The sequence below is a fragment of the Pseudomonas sp. 910_21 genome (assembly GCF_052850735.1).
The window spans coordinates 856,945-872,349 of the sequence record NZ_VXCY01000001.1 but is presented as its reverse complement, the minus strand read 5'-3'; the positions used below and the strand labels follow the sequence as shown (position 1 = coordinate 872,349).

Here is a 15,405-nt window from a genome sequence, read left to right as displayed (position 1 = left end):
CTACAGGTTGAGTGTCAGGCTGACGGTGAAGTTGCGCGGCTCGCCGGGGTTGACCCAGTAGTTGCTGTAGGAGCGCTCGTAGTACTTCTCGTCGAACAGGTTGTTCAGGTTCAGGCCCAGGGTCAGGTTATCGCTGGCCTTGTAGTGAGCCAGCAGGTCCAGGGTGCGGTAGGCCGGCAACTCGAAGCTGCCTCCGGCCTCGCCCGAGCGATCGCCGACGTAGGTCAGGGCGGCGCCGACGTCCGAGCCTTTGAACCGGCCGTCCTGGAACTCATAGACGCCCAGCAGGCTGCCACTGTGCTTGGCCACGCCGAGTATGCGGCTGCCGGCAGGGATCGCCCGATCGCCCTTGGTGACCTCGGCATCGATCAGCGCATAGGCACCGATCACCCGAACCGCGTCGGTCAACTGGCCGGTCACTTGCGCATCGAAGCCCTGGCTGCGGGCCTTGCCCATGGCGCGGCTGGCGTCGGTGCCGGGGTCCAGGGCCAGGACGTTTTCCTTGTCGATATGGAAGGCGGCGAGGGTCGCACTCAGGCGTTCGTCGAACAGCTCGCTCTTGATCCCCACTTCATAACCGACGCCTTCCTCGGGCTTGAACGACTTGCCTGCCGCATCCAGCCCGTTGTTGGGCTTGAACGAGGTGGAGGCGTTGGCGAACAGCCCCAACTGCGGAGTCAGTTGATACAGCAGGCCGGCGCGCTGGGTCAGGGCGTCGTGAGTCTGGCGGCTGCGCTTGCCGGTGGTGTGGTCGTCGATCTTTTGCTCGAAGTGTTCAAAGCGGGCGCCGATCATGCCGCGCAGGCGGTCAGTGAAGATGATCTGGTCCTGCAGGTTGAGGGCCTGGCTTTCGACATGCTCGAAAAAGTCCGTGCCGGAGCGTTTGCCGTTGGGCTTGGCCTGACCGTAGATTGGGTCGTAGATATCGACGGCATAGGCGCCGCCGGCAATGCTGGTGACCCGCTCGTTCTTGCGGTAGTTCTCATATTCGCTGCCGATCAGCAGCTCGTGCTGCCAACTGCCGATGTCGAACAGGCCGCGCAGTTCCAGTTGGGTGATGCTGTCGTGCCAGTTGTTATCGCGCTCGCGGTAGCGCCGGTTGACTGTGTGCTGGTTGGCATTCAGCGGGCGGGTTTCCGAGGCAAAGCCCCACAACTTGCCTTCCTTGTAGTGGCTGGCCAGGCGCAGCTTCCAGCTGTCGTTGAGGTGATGTTCCAGGGCGGCCTGGAGCATGTTGTTGTGGTTGTCGATGTTGCCGTCGCTGGGTTCACCGAGGAAGGTCGAGCGCGAGACGCCGCTCCAGCGGTTGTTGGGCGCGACGATGCCGCGGTCGAAGGTCGAGCTGTGACGCACGAATTCGCTCTCCACCAGCAGGCTGGTGTCCGGGTTCAGTTGCCAACTGAAGGAAGGGGCGACGAACACCCGGCGGCTGTCCACGTGATCGCGGAAGCTATGGTTGTCCTCGACTGCCAGGTTCACCCGGGACAGCAGGTTGCCCTGGTCATCCAGTGGAGTATTGAGGTCCAGAGAGGTGCGGTAGCGATCCCAGCTGCCGGCGCTGGACTGCAGGGTGGCGAAAGGCTCGGGCTGGGGTTTCTTGGTGACGATGTTCACCGTGCCGCCGGGATCGCCTCGGCCGTAGAGGCTGGCCGCCGGGCCTTTGAGTACTTCGATGCGCTCGATATTGGCGGCATCCGGGGTGCTGGGATAACCGCGGTTGGCGCTGAAACCGTCCTTATAGAACTCCGAGGTGGTGAAACCACGGATGCTGTACTCATATAGGGTCAGCCCGCCGAAGTTGTTCTGCTTGGAGACTCCGCCAGCAAACTCCAGGGCCCGTTCGACATTGCTGCTGCCCAGGTCCTTGAGCACGCTGGCGGGGATCACGCTGATGGATTGCGGGATGTCACGAATGGCTGTGTCGGTCTTGGTGGCGCTGGCCGAGCGAGTGGCACGATAGCCTCTGACCGGGCCGGTGGCCGATTCGTATTCGGTGGTGATGCGCGTGGTTTCAAGTTCCAGCGACTGCGGTTCTTCGGCGAGCAGGGGGTCTGCCAGCAGGCCTAGGGTCAGGCCTGCCAGGGGGAGGATTTTTCGGGACGTCATCGGGCTGTTCCAATAGCAATATTGAAACAATATAACATGACCAATGAGAATGTATGCTGTTAGCCCGGCATGGCCGGGCGCACATTCACTCTTCTTCTTTGACCGGTGCGGGTGGCGGACGCAGGCCGATTTCTGCGGTCAGCTTGAGCTCCTTGCCGTTGCGCATGACCTGGATCGAGACTTTGTCCGTCGGCTTGATCCGCGCCACCTGATTCATGGAGCGACGACCATCGCCGGCGGGTTCGCCGTCGATGCTGAGGATCACGTCTCCCAATTGCATACCGGCTTTCTGCGCCGGACCGTCGCGGAAGATCCCGGCCACCACGATCCCGGGACGCCCGGCCAGGCCGAAGGACTCGGCCAGCTCCTGGGTCAGCGGCTGCACTTCGATGCCCAGCCAGCCACGGATCACCTGGCCATGCTCGATGATCGATTTCATCACCTCCATGGCCAGTTTGATCGGGATCGCGAAGCCGATGCCCTGGGAACCGCCGGATTTGGAGAAGATGGCGGTGTTGATCCCGGTCAGGTTGCCGTTGGCGTCTACCAGTGCGCCACCGGAGTTGCCCGGATTGATCGCGGCGTCGGTCTGGATGAAGTCTTCGTAGTTGTTCAGGCCCAACTGGTTGCGCCCGGTGGCGCTGATGATGCCCATGGTCACGGTCTGGCCGACCCCGAACGGGTTGCCGATGGCCAGGGCGACGTCGCCGACGCGAACGTTTTCCGAGCGGCCGACAGTGATCGAAGGCAGTTTTTTCAGGTCTATCTTGAGCACCGCCAGGTCGGTTTCCGGATCGCTGCCGATGACCCTTGCCAGGGTTTCACGGCCATCCTTGAGCGCCACCACGATCTGTTCGGCACCGGAGGTCACGTGGTTGTTGGTCAGCAGGTAGCCTTCGGGGCTCATGATCACCCCCGAGCCCAGGCTCGACTCCATGCGCTGCTGCTTGGGCAGGTTGTCGCCGAAGAAGCGTCGGAACTGGGGGTCCTCAAACAGCGGATGCGCAGGCTTGTTGATCACCTTGGTGGTGTACAGGTTGACCACCGCAGGCGCGGCAATCACGACCGCATCGGCGTAGGACACGGGCCCCTGCTGGGTGCTGGTGGTTTGCGGAGCTTGCTGCAGGTTGACGTCCAGGCTGGGCAACCCGACCCATTGCGGATAACGCTGAATAATCAACAACGCGATAAGCACGCCGGCCAGTAGCGGCCAGCCAAAAAAACGCAGAGCCTTGAGCATTGAGCAAGTCCTGGGTGGTTACGAAGGGCTGCGCACGGCCCATAATGTCGCGCATTATACGAGGCCGCGCGCGCCTCTGAACGGGATATTTAGGAGTCTTTTATGGCCGTTGCCCTGAGCACATTGGTGGAAGAAGCGGACCGCTACCTGGGCAGTTCACGCATCGCCGACTACTGCCCCAATGGCTTGCAAGTCGAAGGACGCCCGCAGGTGATGCGCATCGTCAGCGGCGTGACCGCCAGCCAGGCGTTGCTGGACGCAGCGGTGGAGGCCAAGGCCGATCTGGTCCTGGTGCATCACGGTTATTTCTGGAAAGGCGAGAACCCCTGCATCACCGGAATGAAGCAGCGTAGGCTGAAAACCCTGCTCAAGCACGACATCAGCCTGCTGGCCTATCACTTGCCCCTGGACCTGCACCCAGAGGTAGGCAACAACGTGCAACTGGCCCGACAGCTGGATATCACCGTGGAAGGCCCGTTGGACCCGGACAATCCCAAGGTCGTTGGCCTGGTGGGCTCACTCAGCGAGCCCCTGACTGCACGGGATTTTGCCCGGCGAGTGCAGGAAGTGATGGGCCGCGAACCGTTGCTGATCGAAGGCAGCGAGATGATCCGCCGGGTCGGCTGGTGCACCGGCGGCGGCCAGGGCTACATCGACCAGGCGGTCCAGGCCGGCGTCGACCTGTATCTGAGTGGTGAGGCTTCGGAACAGACCTTCCACAGCGCCCGGGAAAACGACATCAGCTTCATTGCTGCCGGTCACCACGCTACCGAGCGTTATGGCGTCCAGGCCCTGGGCGACTACCTGGCCCGGCGCTTTGCCCTGGAGCACCTGTTCATCGACTGCCCCAACCCGATCTGACCCCGTGTAGGGGCCGGCTTGTCGGCGAAAAGGTCTTGAGCCTTGAGGTGCGTCTGAAAGCGCCTTCGCTGGCAAGCCAGCTCCTGCGTCGGCCGTCTGGTCAGGTGTTTTGATGCCTAACCGGGCGGTATATTCATATATCGTTTCGTTCTAGTTGGCGCCCTGATTAGAAGCAGGTCGCTGTGCTAGCATGCCCCGCTCGAACACGGCCCGATGGCCGTCCATAAGAAAGCTTTCGTGAGTAGCCATGGTCGACAAACTGACGCATCTGAAACAGCTGGAGGCGGAAAGCATCCACATCATCCGCGAGGTGGCCGCCGAGTTCGACAACCCGGTGATGCTGTACTCCATCGGTAAAGACTCCGCCGTGATGTTGCATCTGGCCCGCAAGGCGTTCTTCCCCGGCAAGCTGCCGTTCCCGGTGATGCACGTCGATACCCAGTGGAAATTCCAGGAAATGTACAAGTTCCGCGACCGCATGGTCGAGGAACTGGGGCTGGACCTGATCACCCACGTCAACCCTGACGGCGTGGCCCAGGGCATCAACCCCTTCACCCACGGCAGTGCCAAGCACACCGACATCATGAAGACCGAGGGCCTCAAGCAGGCTCTGGACAAGCACGGTTTCGACGCCGCATTCGGCGGTGCCCGTCGCGATGAAGAGAAGTCCCGCGCCAAGGAGCGCGTCTACTCGTTCCGCGACAGCAAGCACCGCTGGGACCCGAAGAACCAGCGCCCCGAGCTGTGGAACGTCTACAACGGCAAGGTCAACAAGGGCGAATCGATCCGCGTGTTCCCGCTGTCCAACTGGACCGAGCTGGACATCTGGCAATACATCTATCTGGAAGGCATCCCGATCGTGCCGCTGTACTTCGCCGCCGAGCGTGAAGTGATCGAGAAGAACGGCACCCTGATCATGATCGATGACGAGCGCATCCTCGAGCATCTGTCCGATGAAGAGAAAGCCCGCATCGTCAAGAAGAAAGTGCGTTTCCGTACCCTTGGCTGCTACCCGTTGACGGGCGCGGTGGAGTCCGAGGCCGAGAGCCTGACGGACATCATCCAGGAAATGCTCCTGACGCGAACTTCCGAGCGCCAGGGCCGGGTCATCGACCACGATGGCGCCGGCTCGATGGAAGACAAGAAACGTCAAGGTTATTTCTAAGGGGCTGTCATGTCGCATCAATCTGATTTGATCAGCGAGGACATCCTCGCGTACCTGGGCCAGCACGAACGTAAAGAGCTGCTGCGCTTTTTGACCTGCGGTAACGTCGATGACGGCAAGAGCACCCTGATCGGGCGTCTGCTGCACGACTCGAAGATGATCTACGAAGACCATCTGGAAGCCATCACCCGGGATTCGAAGAAGGTCGGCACCACCGGTGACGACATCGACCTGGCGTTGCTGGTGGATGGCCTGCAGGCCGAGCGCGAGCAGGGCATCACCATCGATGTCGCCTACCGCTATTTCTCCACCGCCAAGCGCAAGTTCATCATCGCCGACACCCCCGGCCATGAGCAGTACACCCGCAACATGGCCACCGGTGCTTCCACCTGTGACCTGGCGATCATCCTGGTGGACGCCCGCTACGGCGTGCAGACCCAGACCCGTCGCCACAGCTTCATCGCCTCGTTGCTGGGGATCAAGCACATCGTCGTGGCCATCAACAAGATGGACCTCAAGGACTTCGATGAAGGCGTGTTCGAGTCGATCAAGGCCGACTACCTGAAATTTGCCCAGGGTCTGAAGCTGCAGCCCACCAGTCTGCACTTCGTACCGATGTCGGCGCTCAAGGGCGACAACGTGGTGAACAAGAGCGAGCGTTCGCCCTGGTACACCGGGCAGTCGCTGATGGAAATCCTCGAGACCGTGGAAGTGGCGGGCGACCGCAATTTCACCGACCTGCGTTTCCCGGTGCAATACGTCAACCGTCCGAACCTGAACTTCCGTGGTTTTGCCGGCACCCTGGCCAGCGGCATCGTGCACAAGGGCGACGAAGTCGTGGTGCTGCCGTCGGGCAAGAGCAGCCGGGTCAAGTCCATCGTCACCTTCGAGGGTGAGCTGGAGCAGGCCGGCCCCGGCCAGGCCGTGACCCTGACCATGGAAGACGAGATCGACATCTCCCGCGGCGACCTGCTGGTGCATGCCGACAGCGTGCCGCCGGTCACCGACAGCTTCGAAGCCATGCTGGTGTGGATGGCTGAAGAACCGATGCTGCCGGGCAAGAAGTACGACATCAAGCGTGCTACCAGCTACGTGCCGGGCTCGATTGCCAGCATCGTTCACAAGGTCGATGTGAACACCCTGGAAGAGGGGGCGGCCAGTGCGCTGCAACTGAACGAGATCGGCAAGGTCAAGGTCAGCCTCGACGCGCCGATCGCCCTGGACGGCTATGAAAGCAACCGCACCACGGGTGCTTTCATTGTCATCGACCGCTTGACCAACGGCACCGTCGGCGCCGGCATGATCATCGCCCAGCCAGTGGCCCATGGCAGCGCCACCCACCACGGCAAGCTGGCCCATGTGGCCACTGAAGAGCGTGCTCAGCGTTTCGGCCAGCAACCGGCAACCGTGCTGTTCAGCGGCCTTTCGGGCGCGGGCAAGAGCACCCTGGCCTACGCGGTGGAGCGCAAGCTGTTCGACATGGGGCGCGCGGTGTATGTGCTCGATGGCCAGAACCTGCGGCATGACCTGAACAAGGGCCTGCCACAGGATCGTGCCGGGCGGACCGAGAACTGGCGTCGTGCGGCTCACGTTGCCCGCCAGTTCAACGAAGCCGGCCTGCTGACCCTGGCCGCGTTCGTGGCGCCGAGTGCCGAAGGGCGCGAGCAGGCCAAGGACCTGATCGGCAAGGATCGTCTGTTGACGGTTTACGTCCAGGCATCGCCTGCGGTGTGCGCCGAGCGTGATCCGCAGGGGCTGTACGCTGCCGCTGGGGACAACATCCCGGGCGAATCCTTCCCGTATGACGTGCCGCTCAATGCCGATCTGGTGATCGACACCCAGGCGCTGTCGTTGGAAGACGGCGTCAAGCTGGTGCTGGATCTGCTGCGTAAACACGGCGCGATCTAAGCCGTAGCAAAAAGCCCGCAGCCGAGTGATCGGCTGCGGGCTTTTTTGTGCGCTTCAGATAGCGTTCGCCGGCAAGCCGGCTCCTACGGACCTCTGTGTAGGAGCTGGCTTGCCAGCGAAGAGGCCCTCAGGGTTTGGCCGGATACTCGCGATGCAGCACTTCCAGCAGCGCATCCTTGTCCAGCCACTGCTGGTTGATCCAGCCCTGGAATTCCTGGCGATAGGCCGTGTCCTGCTCGTAGTTCTTGCCAATGAACTGCGGCGGAATCTGCACTTCCTCAAAGCGCACCACCACATCCTTGACCCTGCCGCACAGCAGGTCCCAGAAACCGGGGCGTCCAGCGGGGTAGTGGATGGTCACATCGATGATCGATTGCAATTGCTCGCCCATGGCATCCAGGACAAAGGCGATACCGCCGGCCTTGGGTTTGAGCAGGTAGCGGAACGGCGACTGCTGCTGAGCATGCTTGCCCTCGGTGAAGCGTGTGCCTTCGACGAAGTTGAAGATCCCCACCGGGTTGTTGCGGAACTTCGCGCAGGTCTTGCGGGTGGTTTCCAGGTCCTTGCCCTTTTTCTCCGGATGCTTTTCCAGGTAGGCCTTGGAGTAGCGCTTCATGAACGGAAAGCCCAGGGCCCACCAGGCCAGGCCAATCACCGGTACCCAGATCAGCTCCTGCTTGAGAAAGAACTTCAGGGGGCGGATACGCCGGTTTAGCACGTACTGCAAGACCATGATGTCGACCCAGCTCTGGTGGTTGCTGGTGACCAGATAGGAGTGCTGGTAATCCAGGCCTTCAAGGCCGCTGAGGTGCCAGCGGGTGCGGCACACCAGCTGCATCCAGGCCTTGTTGTTGCTGATCCAGGCTTCATGGGTGTGATTCATCAACCAGTGGGTAAAGCGCTGGGTGAGGGCGAAAGGCAGGGCCTTGAAGATCGCCACGCAGAACAGGAACGAGCACAGCAGGATAGTGTTCAGCGCCAACAGGATGGAGGCGATGATCCCGCGCACTACGGCAGGTAGGAATTCCAGCATTTAGACATCCATAGGTCGGTTGGCGGCTTGAATTGCGGTCAGGGCAATGGTGTAGACGATGTCGTCCACCTGGGCGCCCCGGGGCAGGTCGTTCACAGGCTTGCGCAGGCCTTGCAGCATCGGCCCCAGGCTCACGCAGTCGGCGCTGCGTTGCACGGCCTTGTGAGTGGTGTTGCCGGTGTTGAGGTCGGGGAACACGAAGACCGTGGCCTTGCCCGCCACCTGGCTGTTGGGTGCCAGTTGCCGAGCGACGTTTTCGTTGGCCGCGGCATCGTATTGCAGGGGGCCGTCGATCAGTAGCGAGCGCTGGGCTTCATGGGCCAGCAGGGTCGCCTCGCGGACTTTCTCCACTTCTTCGCCACTGGCCGAGTCGCCGCTGGAGTAGCTGATCATGGCCACCCTTGGGGTAATGCCGAAGGCCGCTGCCGAGTCGGCACTCTGCAAGGCGATCTCCGCCAGTTCGCTGGCGCTGGGGTGTGGGTTCATCACGCAGTCGCCGTAGATCAGCACCTGCTCGGGGAACAGCATGAAGAATACCGAGGACACCAGGGTGCAGCCCGGGGCGGTCTTGATCAGTTGCAGGGCCGGACGGATGGTGTTGGCGGTGGAATGAATGACCCCCGATACCAGGCCGTCCACTTCGTCCAGGGCCAGCATCACGGTGCCGATGACCACCGGGTCTTCCAGTTGCTGCTCGGCCATGGGCGCGTTGAGGCTCTTGCTCTTGCGCAGGGCCACCATGGGCTCGATGTAGCGCTCGCGAATCAGGTCCGGGTCGAGAATCTCCAGGCCTTCCGGCAGTTCGATGCCCTGGGCCCGGGCGACCGCGTGAACCTCTTCCGGCTTGGCCAGCAGCACGCAGCGGGCAATGCCCCGAGCCTGGCAGATGGCGGCGGCCTGTACGGTCAAGGGTTCGCTGCCTTCAGGCAGGACGATACGCTTGTTGGCTTCCTGTGCCCGCTGGATCAACTGATAGCGGAACACTGCCGGCGACAGGCGCATTTCCCGCGGAGTGCCGCAGCGCTGGTGCAGCCAGTTGGCGTCCAGGTGGCTGGCGACGAAGTCGGTGATGATTTCCGCGCGCTCGCGGTCATCGATGGGGATTTCCTTGTTCAGGCCATTGAGCTGGTTGGCGGTGTCGTAGGAACCGGTGCTCACCGAAAGTACCGGCAAGCCGGCGTTCAGGGCTCCACGGCACAGCTCCATGATCCGTGGATCGGGCAGGGTGTCACTGGTCAGCAGCAGGCCGGCCAGGGGCACGCCGTTGATGGCCGCCAGGCTCACGGCGAGGATGATGTCGTCGCGATCGCCGGGGGTCACCACCAGCACGCCGGGCTTGAGCAGTTCCACGGTGTTGCGCATGGTGCGGGCGCAAATGATGATCTTGGTCATGCGCCGGGTTTCATAGTCCCCGGCATTGAGCACCTGGGCGCCCATCAGGTCCGCAACGTCACGGGTGCGCGGTGCGTTCAGTTCCGGCTGGAAGGGAATGCAGCCCAGCAGGCGGAAGTCGCCGCTGCGCAGTAACGGTGAGTGCTCCTTCAAGCGGGCGGAGAACGCCTCCATGCTTTCATCGGTACGCACCTTGTTGAGGATCACCCCCAGCACTTTCGGGTCCCGCGGCCCGCCGAACAACTGCGCTTGCAACTCGACCCGGCCGGACAGTTCGGTGAGCACTTCGTTTTCCGGAGCAGAGACCAGGATCACTTCGGCATCCAGGCTTTTGGCCAGGTGCAGGTTGACCCGGGCGGCGTAGCTGGCGCTGCGGGTTGGCACCATGCCTTCGACGATCAGTACATCCTTGCCGATGGCGGCCTGCTGGTAGAGGGTGATGATTTCCTCTAGCAGTTCATCCAGCTGGCCATCGCCGAGCATGCGTTCCACATGGGCCAGGCCCAAGGGCTGCGGTGGTTTCAGGCCGTGGGTACGGGCCACCAGTTCTGTGGACCGCTCGGGGCCGGTATCACCCGGATGCGGTTGGGCAATGGGCTTGAAAAAGCCGACCTTGAGGCCGGCCCGTTCCAGGGTACGCACCAGCCCGAGGCTGATGGAGGTCAGACCCACACCAAAATCGGTGGGCGCGATGAAAAAAGTTTGCATGCGAATTCTCAGAAGGTGCATGGCAAAGGCGACGGTCTAAGGCCGTCTGCCTGCTAGTCAGACGCTAAGGTTATCGTTTCCCGGGTCCTGAGCACACCAGCCGCAGGCAAAGGGCTGGCCTATTTTTTCTGTGCGCTGCCTTGGGTCCAGGACCCAGGCTCGGGATTGCCAGGGCGGCTGGTGGCGCAGGTGCTGGGTGTGGCCGCAGGACAGTTGCGCCACCCAGTGGCCGTCTTCATCCTGATGAAATCCCAGGATTGTCGACGGATTTTTCCCGTTCCGTTGGTCTGGGTTCCGTTCGCTTTCGAGCGATTGCTTCGCTAAACTTGGACGTTCTTCATTCTTATGCAAAAGGTCCCGCCCCATGCTGATCGCCGCCAATAAGGCTGTCTCCATCGACTATACCCTCACCAACGACGCTGGTGAGGTCATCGACAGCTCTGCCGGCGGCGCCCCGCTGGTTTACCTGCAAGGTGCAGGTAACATCATTCCTGGTCTGGAAAAGGCTCTGGAAGGCAAGCAAGTCGGTGACGAACTGAAAGTTGCCGTAGAACCTGAAGATGCCTACGGCGAATACGCTGCCGAACTGGTCAGCACCCTGAGCCGCAGCATGTTCGAAGGCGTCGACGAACTGGAAGTGGGCATGCAGTTCCACGCTTCCGCTCCGGACGGCCAGATGCAGATCGTGACCATCCGTGATCTGGACGGCGACGACGTTACCGTCGACGGCAACCACCCGCTGGCCGGTCAGCGCCTGAACTTCCAGGTCAAGATCGTTGCCATCCGTGATGCCAGCCAGGAAGAAATCGCTCATGGTCACGTCCATGGCGAAGGTGGCCATCACCACTGATTTTCTGCGCTAAGCTCAAGCTTACTGGAGAGGCGCCCGAGGGCGCCTTTTTAGTCCGCGGCTTTTGGCTGTACTGTCGAGAGGCTGTTTTCTGTAAGAACACAGGAATTTGGAGTTCGTCATGAGTGCTTTTCACGACCTTAAATTGAAAGCCCTGGATGGTCAGGAGCTGCCGCTCGCGCCCTTCAAGGGGCAAGTCGTGCTGGTGGTCAACGTCGCCTCCAAATGTGGTCTGACACCACAATATGCGGCGTTGGAAAATCTCTACCAGCAATACAAGGCCCAGGGATTCAGCGTGCTGGGGTTACCTTGCAACCAGTTCGCCGGGCAGGAACCGGGCACCGAGCAGGAGATCCAGGAATTTTGCAGCCTCAACTACGGGGTGACCTTTCCCTTGAGCAGCAAACTGGACGTGAACGGTCCCGAGCGCCATCAGTTGTACCGTTTGCTGGCGGGTGAGGGCGCCGAGTTTCCTGGGGATATCACCTGGAACTTCGAGAAATTCCTGCTGGGCAAGGACGGTCGGGTACTGGCGCGTTTCTCGCCCCGTACCGCTCCCGATGATCCGACAGTGGTCCAGGCCATCGAAAAGGCCCTGAGCTAACCACTGACGGGCACCTCTTTCACGCCGCTGCAATGCGGCGTTTTTGCATCTAAATCACTCAAATCAATAATGCTGTGCAGCGCTATGAGGGGGCAATATTATCCTCATCATAAGTGCGCCGGGGCAGGTACCCGGCGCAGTCTTGTGCGTCGAGTCTCGACTCAAGCCTTTTTGTCGGAGTGCAGCATGCCTGTTCAAGCCTTGTTCAAACCCTTTCAACTCGGCGCGCTGGAGCTGCCGACCCGCGTAGTGATGGCGCCGATGACCCGTTCGTTTTCTCCGGGCGGCGTGCCCAACTCCAAGGTCATCGAGTATTACCGCCGCCGTGCTGCTGCGGGTGTCGGCCTGATCATCACCGAGGGCACCACGGTGGGCCACCAGGCCGCCAATGGTTACCCCAATGTGCCGCAGTTCCATGGCGAGGCGGCCCTGGCCGGCTGGAAGAAGGTGGTGGATGCGGTCCACGCTGAAGGCGGCAAGATCGTTCCGCAACTGTGGCATGTGGGCAATGTGCGGCGCCTGGGCACCGAACCGGACGCCAGCGTGCCCGGTTATGGCCCGACCGAGAAGCTCAAGGACGGCAAGGTGCTGGTGCACGGCATGACCCACCAGGACATCCAGGAAGTGATCGCTGCCTTCGCCCAGGCCGCCAAGGATGCCCAGAGCATCGGCATGGACGGCGTGGAAATCCATGGCGCCCACGGCTATCTGGTGGACCAGTTCTTCTGGGAAGGCGCCAACCAGCGCACCGACGAATACGGCGGCGACCTGGCTCAGCGCTCGCGTTTCGCCATCGAATTGATCCAGGCGGTACGGGCTGCCGTCGGCCCGGATTTCCCGATCATCCTGCGCTTCTCCCAGTGGAAGCAGCAGGATTACAGCGCACGTCTGGTGCAGACCCCGGAAGCTCTGGGCGCCTTCCTCAAGCCGCTGGCAGATGCGGGTGTGGATATCTTCCACTGTTCGACGCGACGCTTCTGGGAACCGGAGTTTGAAGGTTCCGATCTGAACCTGGCAGGCTGGACCCGCAAGCTCACCGGCAAACCCACCATTACCGTGGGCAGCGTCGGCCTGGACGGCGAGTTCCTGCAGTTCATGGTCGACACCGACAAGGTGGCGCAGCCGGCCAGCCTGGAAAACCTGTTGCAGCGTTTGAACAATGAAGAGTTCGACCTGGTGGCCGTGGGCCGTGCCTTGCTGGTGGACCCGGATTGGGCGCAGAAAGTCCGTGACGGCCGCGAACAGGATATCCTGCCGTTCAGCCGTGAAGCACTGATGTCCCTGGTTTAACGCCTGGCTCCGGGCGGTGAGGGGGGCAGCCCCCTTGCCGCGCCGAGAGCCTTTGTGGCGCTGCGTGGTTCCAGCACCGCCTCGATCATCCCTTCGTAATCCGCTGCCGGTGCTTGCTGGCAGGCACTGCGCAACTGATCCTCGAACTGTTCGATCACGGCCGGCCAGCCCTGGCGGCTGGCGTGTTGACGGGCGTTGAGGCGTACCCGGCGCAAGGTTTCCACTTCTTCCAGCAACCAGCTGGCGGCGTCACAGAACGCGCCTTCATCTCCGGGCATGGCCAGCACGCCGTCATAGCCATGGCGGATATGCTGGGCGGCGGCTGCCTGATCGTAGGCGACTACCGCCAGCCCGGAAGCCAGGGCCTCGAGCACCACATTGCCGAAGGTTTCGGTGAGGCTGGGAAACAGGAACACATCCCCCGAAGCGTAATGGGCTGCCAGGGCCTCACCACGCTGACTGCCACAGAACAGGGCTTCGGGCAGGCTCTTTTCCAGGGCCGCCCGTTGCGGTCCGTCACCCACCACGATCAGTTTCATGTTCCGCTGTGGATAAGTGGCCTTGAGCTGCTCGAAGCAGCGCTTGAGCAGGCCCAGGTTCTTCTCCGGAGCCAGGCGCCCGACATGGATCACCGCCAGGTCATCGTTGCCCAGGCCCCAGCGCGTGCGCAGCTCATTGAGGCGTTTGGCCGGATGGAACAGTTGGCTGTCGACGCCCCGGGACAGCAGGGCCAGGCGTTCGAAGTGCCGACGCTCCAGTTCCAGGCGCTGGCTGGCGCTGGGCACCAGGGTCAGCTTTGAGCGGTTGTGGAACCAGCGCAGGTAATGGGTCAGCAAGCGAGTCAGCAAACCCAGGCCGTACTGGGTGGAATACTGCTGGAAGTTGGTATGGAAGCCACTGACCACCGAGATCCCCAGGCGTTTCGCCGCCCGCAGCGCGGACAGCCCCAGTGGGCCTTCGGTGGCGATGTAGAGCACGTCCGGGCGTTGGCGTTTCCAGCGCCGCAGCAGTTTGTGCATCGACGACTGGCCCCATTGCAGCCCCGGATACCCCGGCAGCGGCCAGCCGCGGCACAGCAGCAGGGCCTCGTCGCTGGGGCGGCTCTGATCACATCCCTGGCGCGGGCGCACCAGTTCCACTTGATGCCCACGGGCACGCAGGCCATCACACAGGCGACCAAGGGTATTGGCCACGCCATTGATTTCCGGTGGGAAGGTTTCAGTGATGAGGGTGATGTGCAGAGCTGTCGTCATGGCCTCAGTGTCGACTGAGGCCATGTCGTCATTGTGACGTCTGGATGATGGATTTATGACGCTCCAGCCTTATTTGGCCGGCAGGTTCTCCACCCCTCGCTCACGGACCCAGAACAGCGTGGCCCCGGCCACGGCGGCCGGCATCATCAGGATATTGACGAACGGGATCATCAGCGCCAGGTAGACGATGCCGCCAAAGCCCAGGCTCTGCCAGCGCTTCTGGCGCAGCCAGGCGAGCATGTCCTGCCAGCTCATCTTGTGGTTGTCCGCCGGGTAGTCGATGTACTGGATAGCCATCATCCAGACGCCGAACAGCAGCCACAGCGGCGCGGCGATCAGGTTGACCACCGGGATCAGCGACAGGATGAACAGGCCGATGGCCCGGGGCAGGAAGTAGCCGAGCTTGCGCATTTCCCGGGACAGGGTGCGGGGGATCATGGCGATCAGTTCGCCCCAGCTGAAGGGCGGGAAATCATCGGTGCCACGGACCACAGTTTCGACTTTTTCCGATAGAAAGCCGTTGAAGGGGGCGGCGATGATGTTGGCCAGCATGGTGAAGGTGAAAAACACCATCAGCACCACCAGCACCATGAACAGCGGCCAGAGGATGTAGCTGAGAAAACTCAGCCATTGCGGCAGGGTCGGCATCAAGGTGTCGATCCACAGGCTGAACTGGTGGCCGGCGAAATAGATCAATCCGACGAACAGCACCAGGTTGATCACCAGGGGCAGTAGCACGAACAGGCGCAGGCCGGGACTGAGGACCAGTTTCAGGCCCTCACGCAGGTATTGCGGGCCGGACAGTACGGGGGCGGGCATAGAGTGCTCCGAGCAGTTGGAAAACGCGCCGACCTTACCGGCTTTGCGCAGGGGGCGAAAGCACCGTGAACAGGTCGACATCAACGGTAACAAAGACCCTTTCAAAGGGGCCTGCTGAGGATAGAGACCGCCTATGAGCTGGATTGTTAAACCGTATTTCCTTAATCTTCGCCCCC

13 protein-coding genes are annotated in these 15,405 nt (G+C 61.9%); 6 read left to right on the top strand and 7 right to left on the bottom strand.

The window, feature by feature from the left end; all coding sequences use genetic code 11:
• Both FW796_RS04015 and algW read right to left on the bottom strand, forming a co-directional pair.
• Positions 1-2,106, bottom strand: a complete 2,106-nt coding sequence (locus tag FW796_RS04015; RefSeq protein ID WP_446439044.1) for a TonB-dependent siderophore receptor — start codon at positions 2,104-2,106, stop codon at positions 1-3.
• Between the two features lie 85 nt (positions 2,107-2,191).
• Positions 2,192-3,346 (bottom strand): Do family serine endopeptidase AlgW, encoded by a 1,155-nt coding sequence (gene algW / locus FW796_RS04010; RefSeq protein WP_346633613.1) that lies wholly within the window; start codon positions 3,344-3,346, stop codon positions 2,192-2,194.
• Positions 3,347-3,448: 102 nt separating this feature from the next.
• Between algW and FW796_RS04005 the strand changes: the two genes are divergently transcribed.
• The 3 genes from FW796_RS04005 to cysN all read left to right on the top strand — a co-directional run bounded on the left by FW796_RS04005 (position 3,449) and on the right by cysN (position 7,280).
• Positions 3,449-4,207 carry a Nif3-like dinuclear metal center hexameric protein gene (locus FW796_RS04005; RefSeq protein WP_123727477.1) on the top strand — a complete coding sequence of 253 codons (759 nt, stop codon included), beginning with the start codon at positions 3,449-3,451 and terminating at the stop codon, positions 4,205-4,207.
• Positions 4,208-4,454: 247 nt separating this feature from the next.
• Positions 4,455-5,372 (top strand): sulfate adenylyltransferase subunit CysD, encoded by a 918-nt coding sequence (gene cysD / locus FW796_RS04000; protein ID WP_011059289.1) that lies wholly within the window; start codon positions 4,455-4,457, stop codon positions 5,370-5,372.
• Between the two features lie 9 nt (positions 5,373-5,381).
• The gene (cysN, locus tag FW796_RS03995) at positions 5,382-7,280 is read left to right on the top strand and encodes a sulfate adenylyltransferase subunit CysN (RefSeq protein ID WP_346633612.1); all 1,899 of its coding nucleotides are present in this window, start codon (positions 5,382-5,384) and stop codon (positions 7,278-7,280) included.
• Positions 7,281-7,407: 127 nt separating this feature from the next.
• Here cysN and FW796_RS03990 read toward each other — a convergent pair whose 3' ends face one another.
• Genes FW796_RS03990 through FW796_RS03980 form a run of 3 tightly spaced genes read right to left on the bottom strand, consistent with a single transcriptional unit; the run spans position 7,408 to position 10,809 of the window.
• Positions 7,408-8,313: an acyltransferase gene (locus FW796_RS03990; RefSeq protein WP_346633611.1), complete on the bottom strand. Its 906-nt coding sequence runs from the start codon at positions 8,311-8,313 to the stop codon at positions 7,408-7,410.
• Positions 8,314-10,413, bottom strand: coding sequence for a phosphate acetyltransferase (gene pta, locus FW796_RS03985; protein ID WP_346633610.1), 2,100 nt, complete (start codon positions 10,411-10,413; stop codon positions 8,314-8,316).
• A gap of 57 nt (positions 10,414-10,470) precedes the next feature.
• Complete coding sequence (locus tag FW796_RS03980; protein ID WP_346633609.1) at positions 10,471-10,809, bottom strand: DUF3565 domain-containing protein; 339 nt, start codon at positions 10,807-10,809, stop codon at positions 10,471-10,473.
• On the opposite strand from FW796_RS03980, the gene FW796_RS03975 reads away from it, so the two are divergent.
• From FW796_RS03975 to FW796_RS03965, 3 genes are all read left to right on the top strand, one after another.
• Entirely contained in the window at positions 10,778-11,263 is a 486-nt protein-coding gene (locus FW796_RS03975) for an FKBP-type peptidyl-prolyl cis-trans isomerase (RefSeq protein ID WP_123727481.1), read from the top strand. The two genes, FW796_RS03980 and FW796_RS03975, sit on opposite strands and share 32 nt — an antisense overlap.
• 121 nt (positions 11,264-11,384) lie before the next feature.
• A complete protein-coding gene (locus FW796_RS03970; protein ID WP_102861170.1) occupies positions 11,385-11,867 on the top strand; it encodes a glutathione peroxidase in 483 nt (160 codons plus the stop codon).
• A gap of 186 nt (positions 11,868-12,053) precedes the next feature.
• On the top strand, positions 12,054-13,157 hold the full coding sequence (locus FW796_RS03965) for an NADH:flavin oxidoreductase (RefSeq protein ID WP_402890618.1): 1,104 nt from the start codon (positions 12,054-12,056) through the stop codon (positions 13,155-13,157).
• Here the strand turns inward: FW796_RS03965 and FW796_RS03960 are convergent.
• Together FW796_RS03960 and cysZ are read right to left on the bottom strand one after the other, a co-directional pair.
• Complete coding sequence (locus tag FW796_RS03960; protein ID WP_446439043.1) at positions 13,154-14,434, bottom strand: glycosyltransferase family 4 protein; 1,281 nt, start codon at positions 14,432-14,434, stop codon at positions 13,154-13,156. The two genes, FW796_RS03965 and FW796_RS03960, sit on opposite strands and share 4 nt — an antisense overlap.
• Positions 14,435-14,479: 45 nt before the next feature.
• Positions 14,480-15,229 (bottom strand): sulfate transporter CysZ, encoded by a 750-nt coding sequence (gene cysZ, locus FW796_RS03955; protein ID WP_346633606.1) that lies wholly within the window; start codon positions 15,227-15,229, stop codon positions 14,480-14,482.
• Positions 15,230-15,405 lie beyond the last annotated feature (176 nt).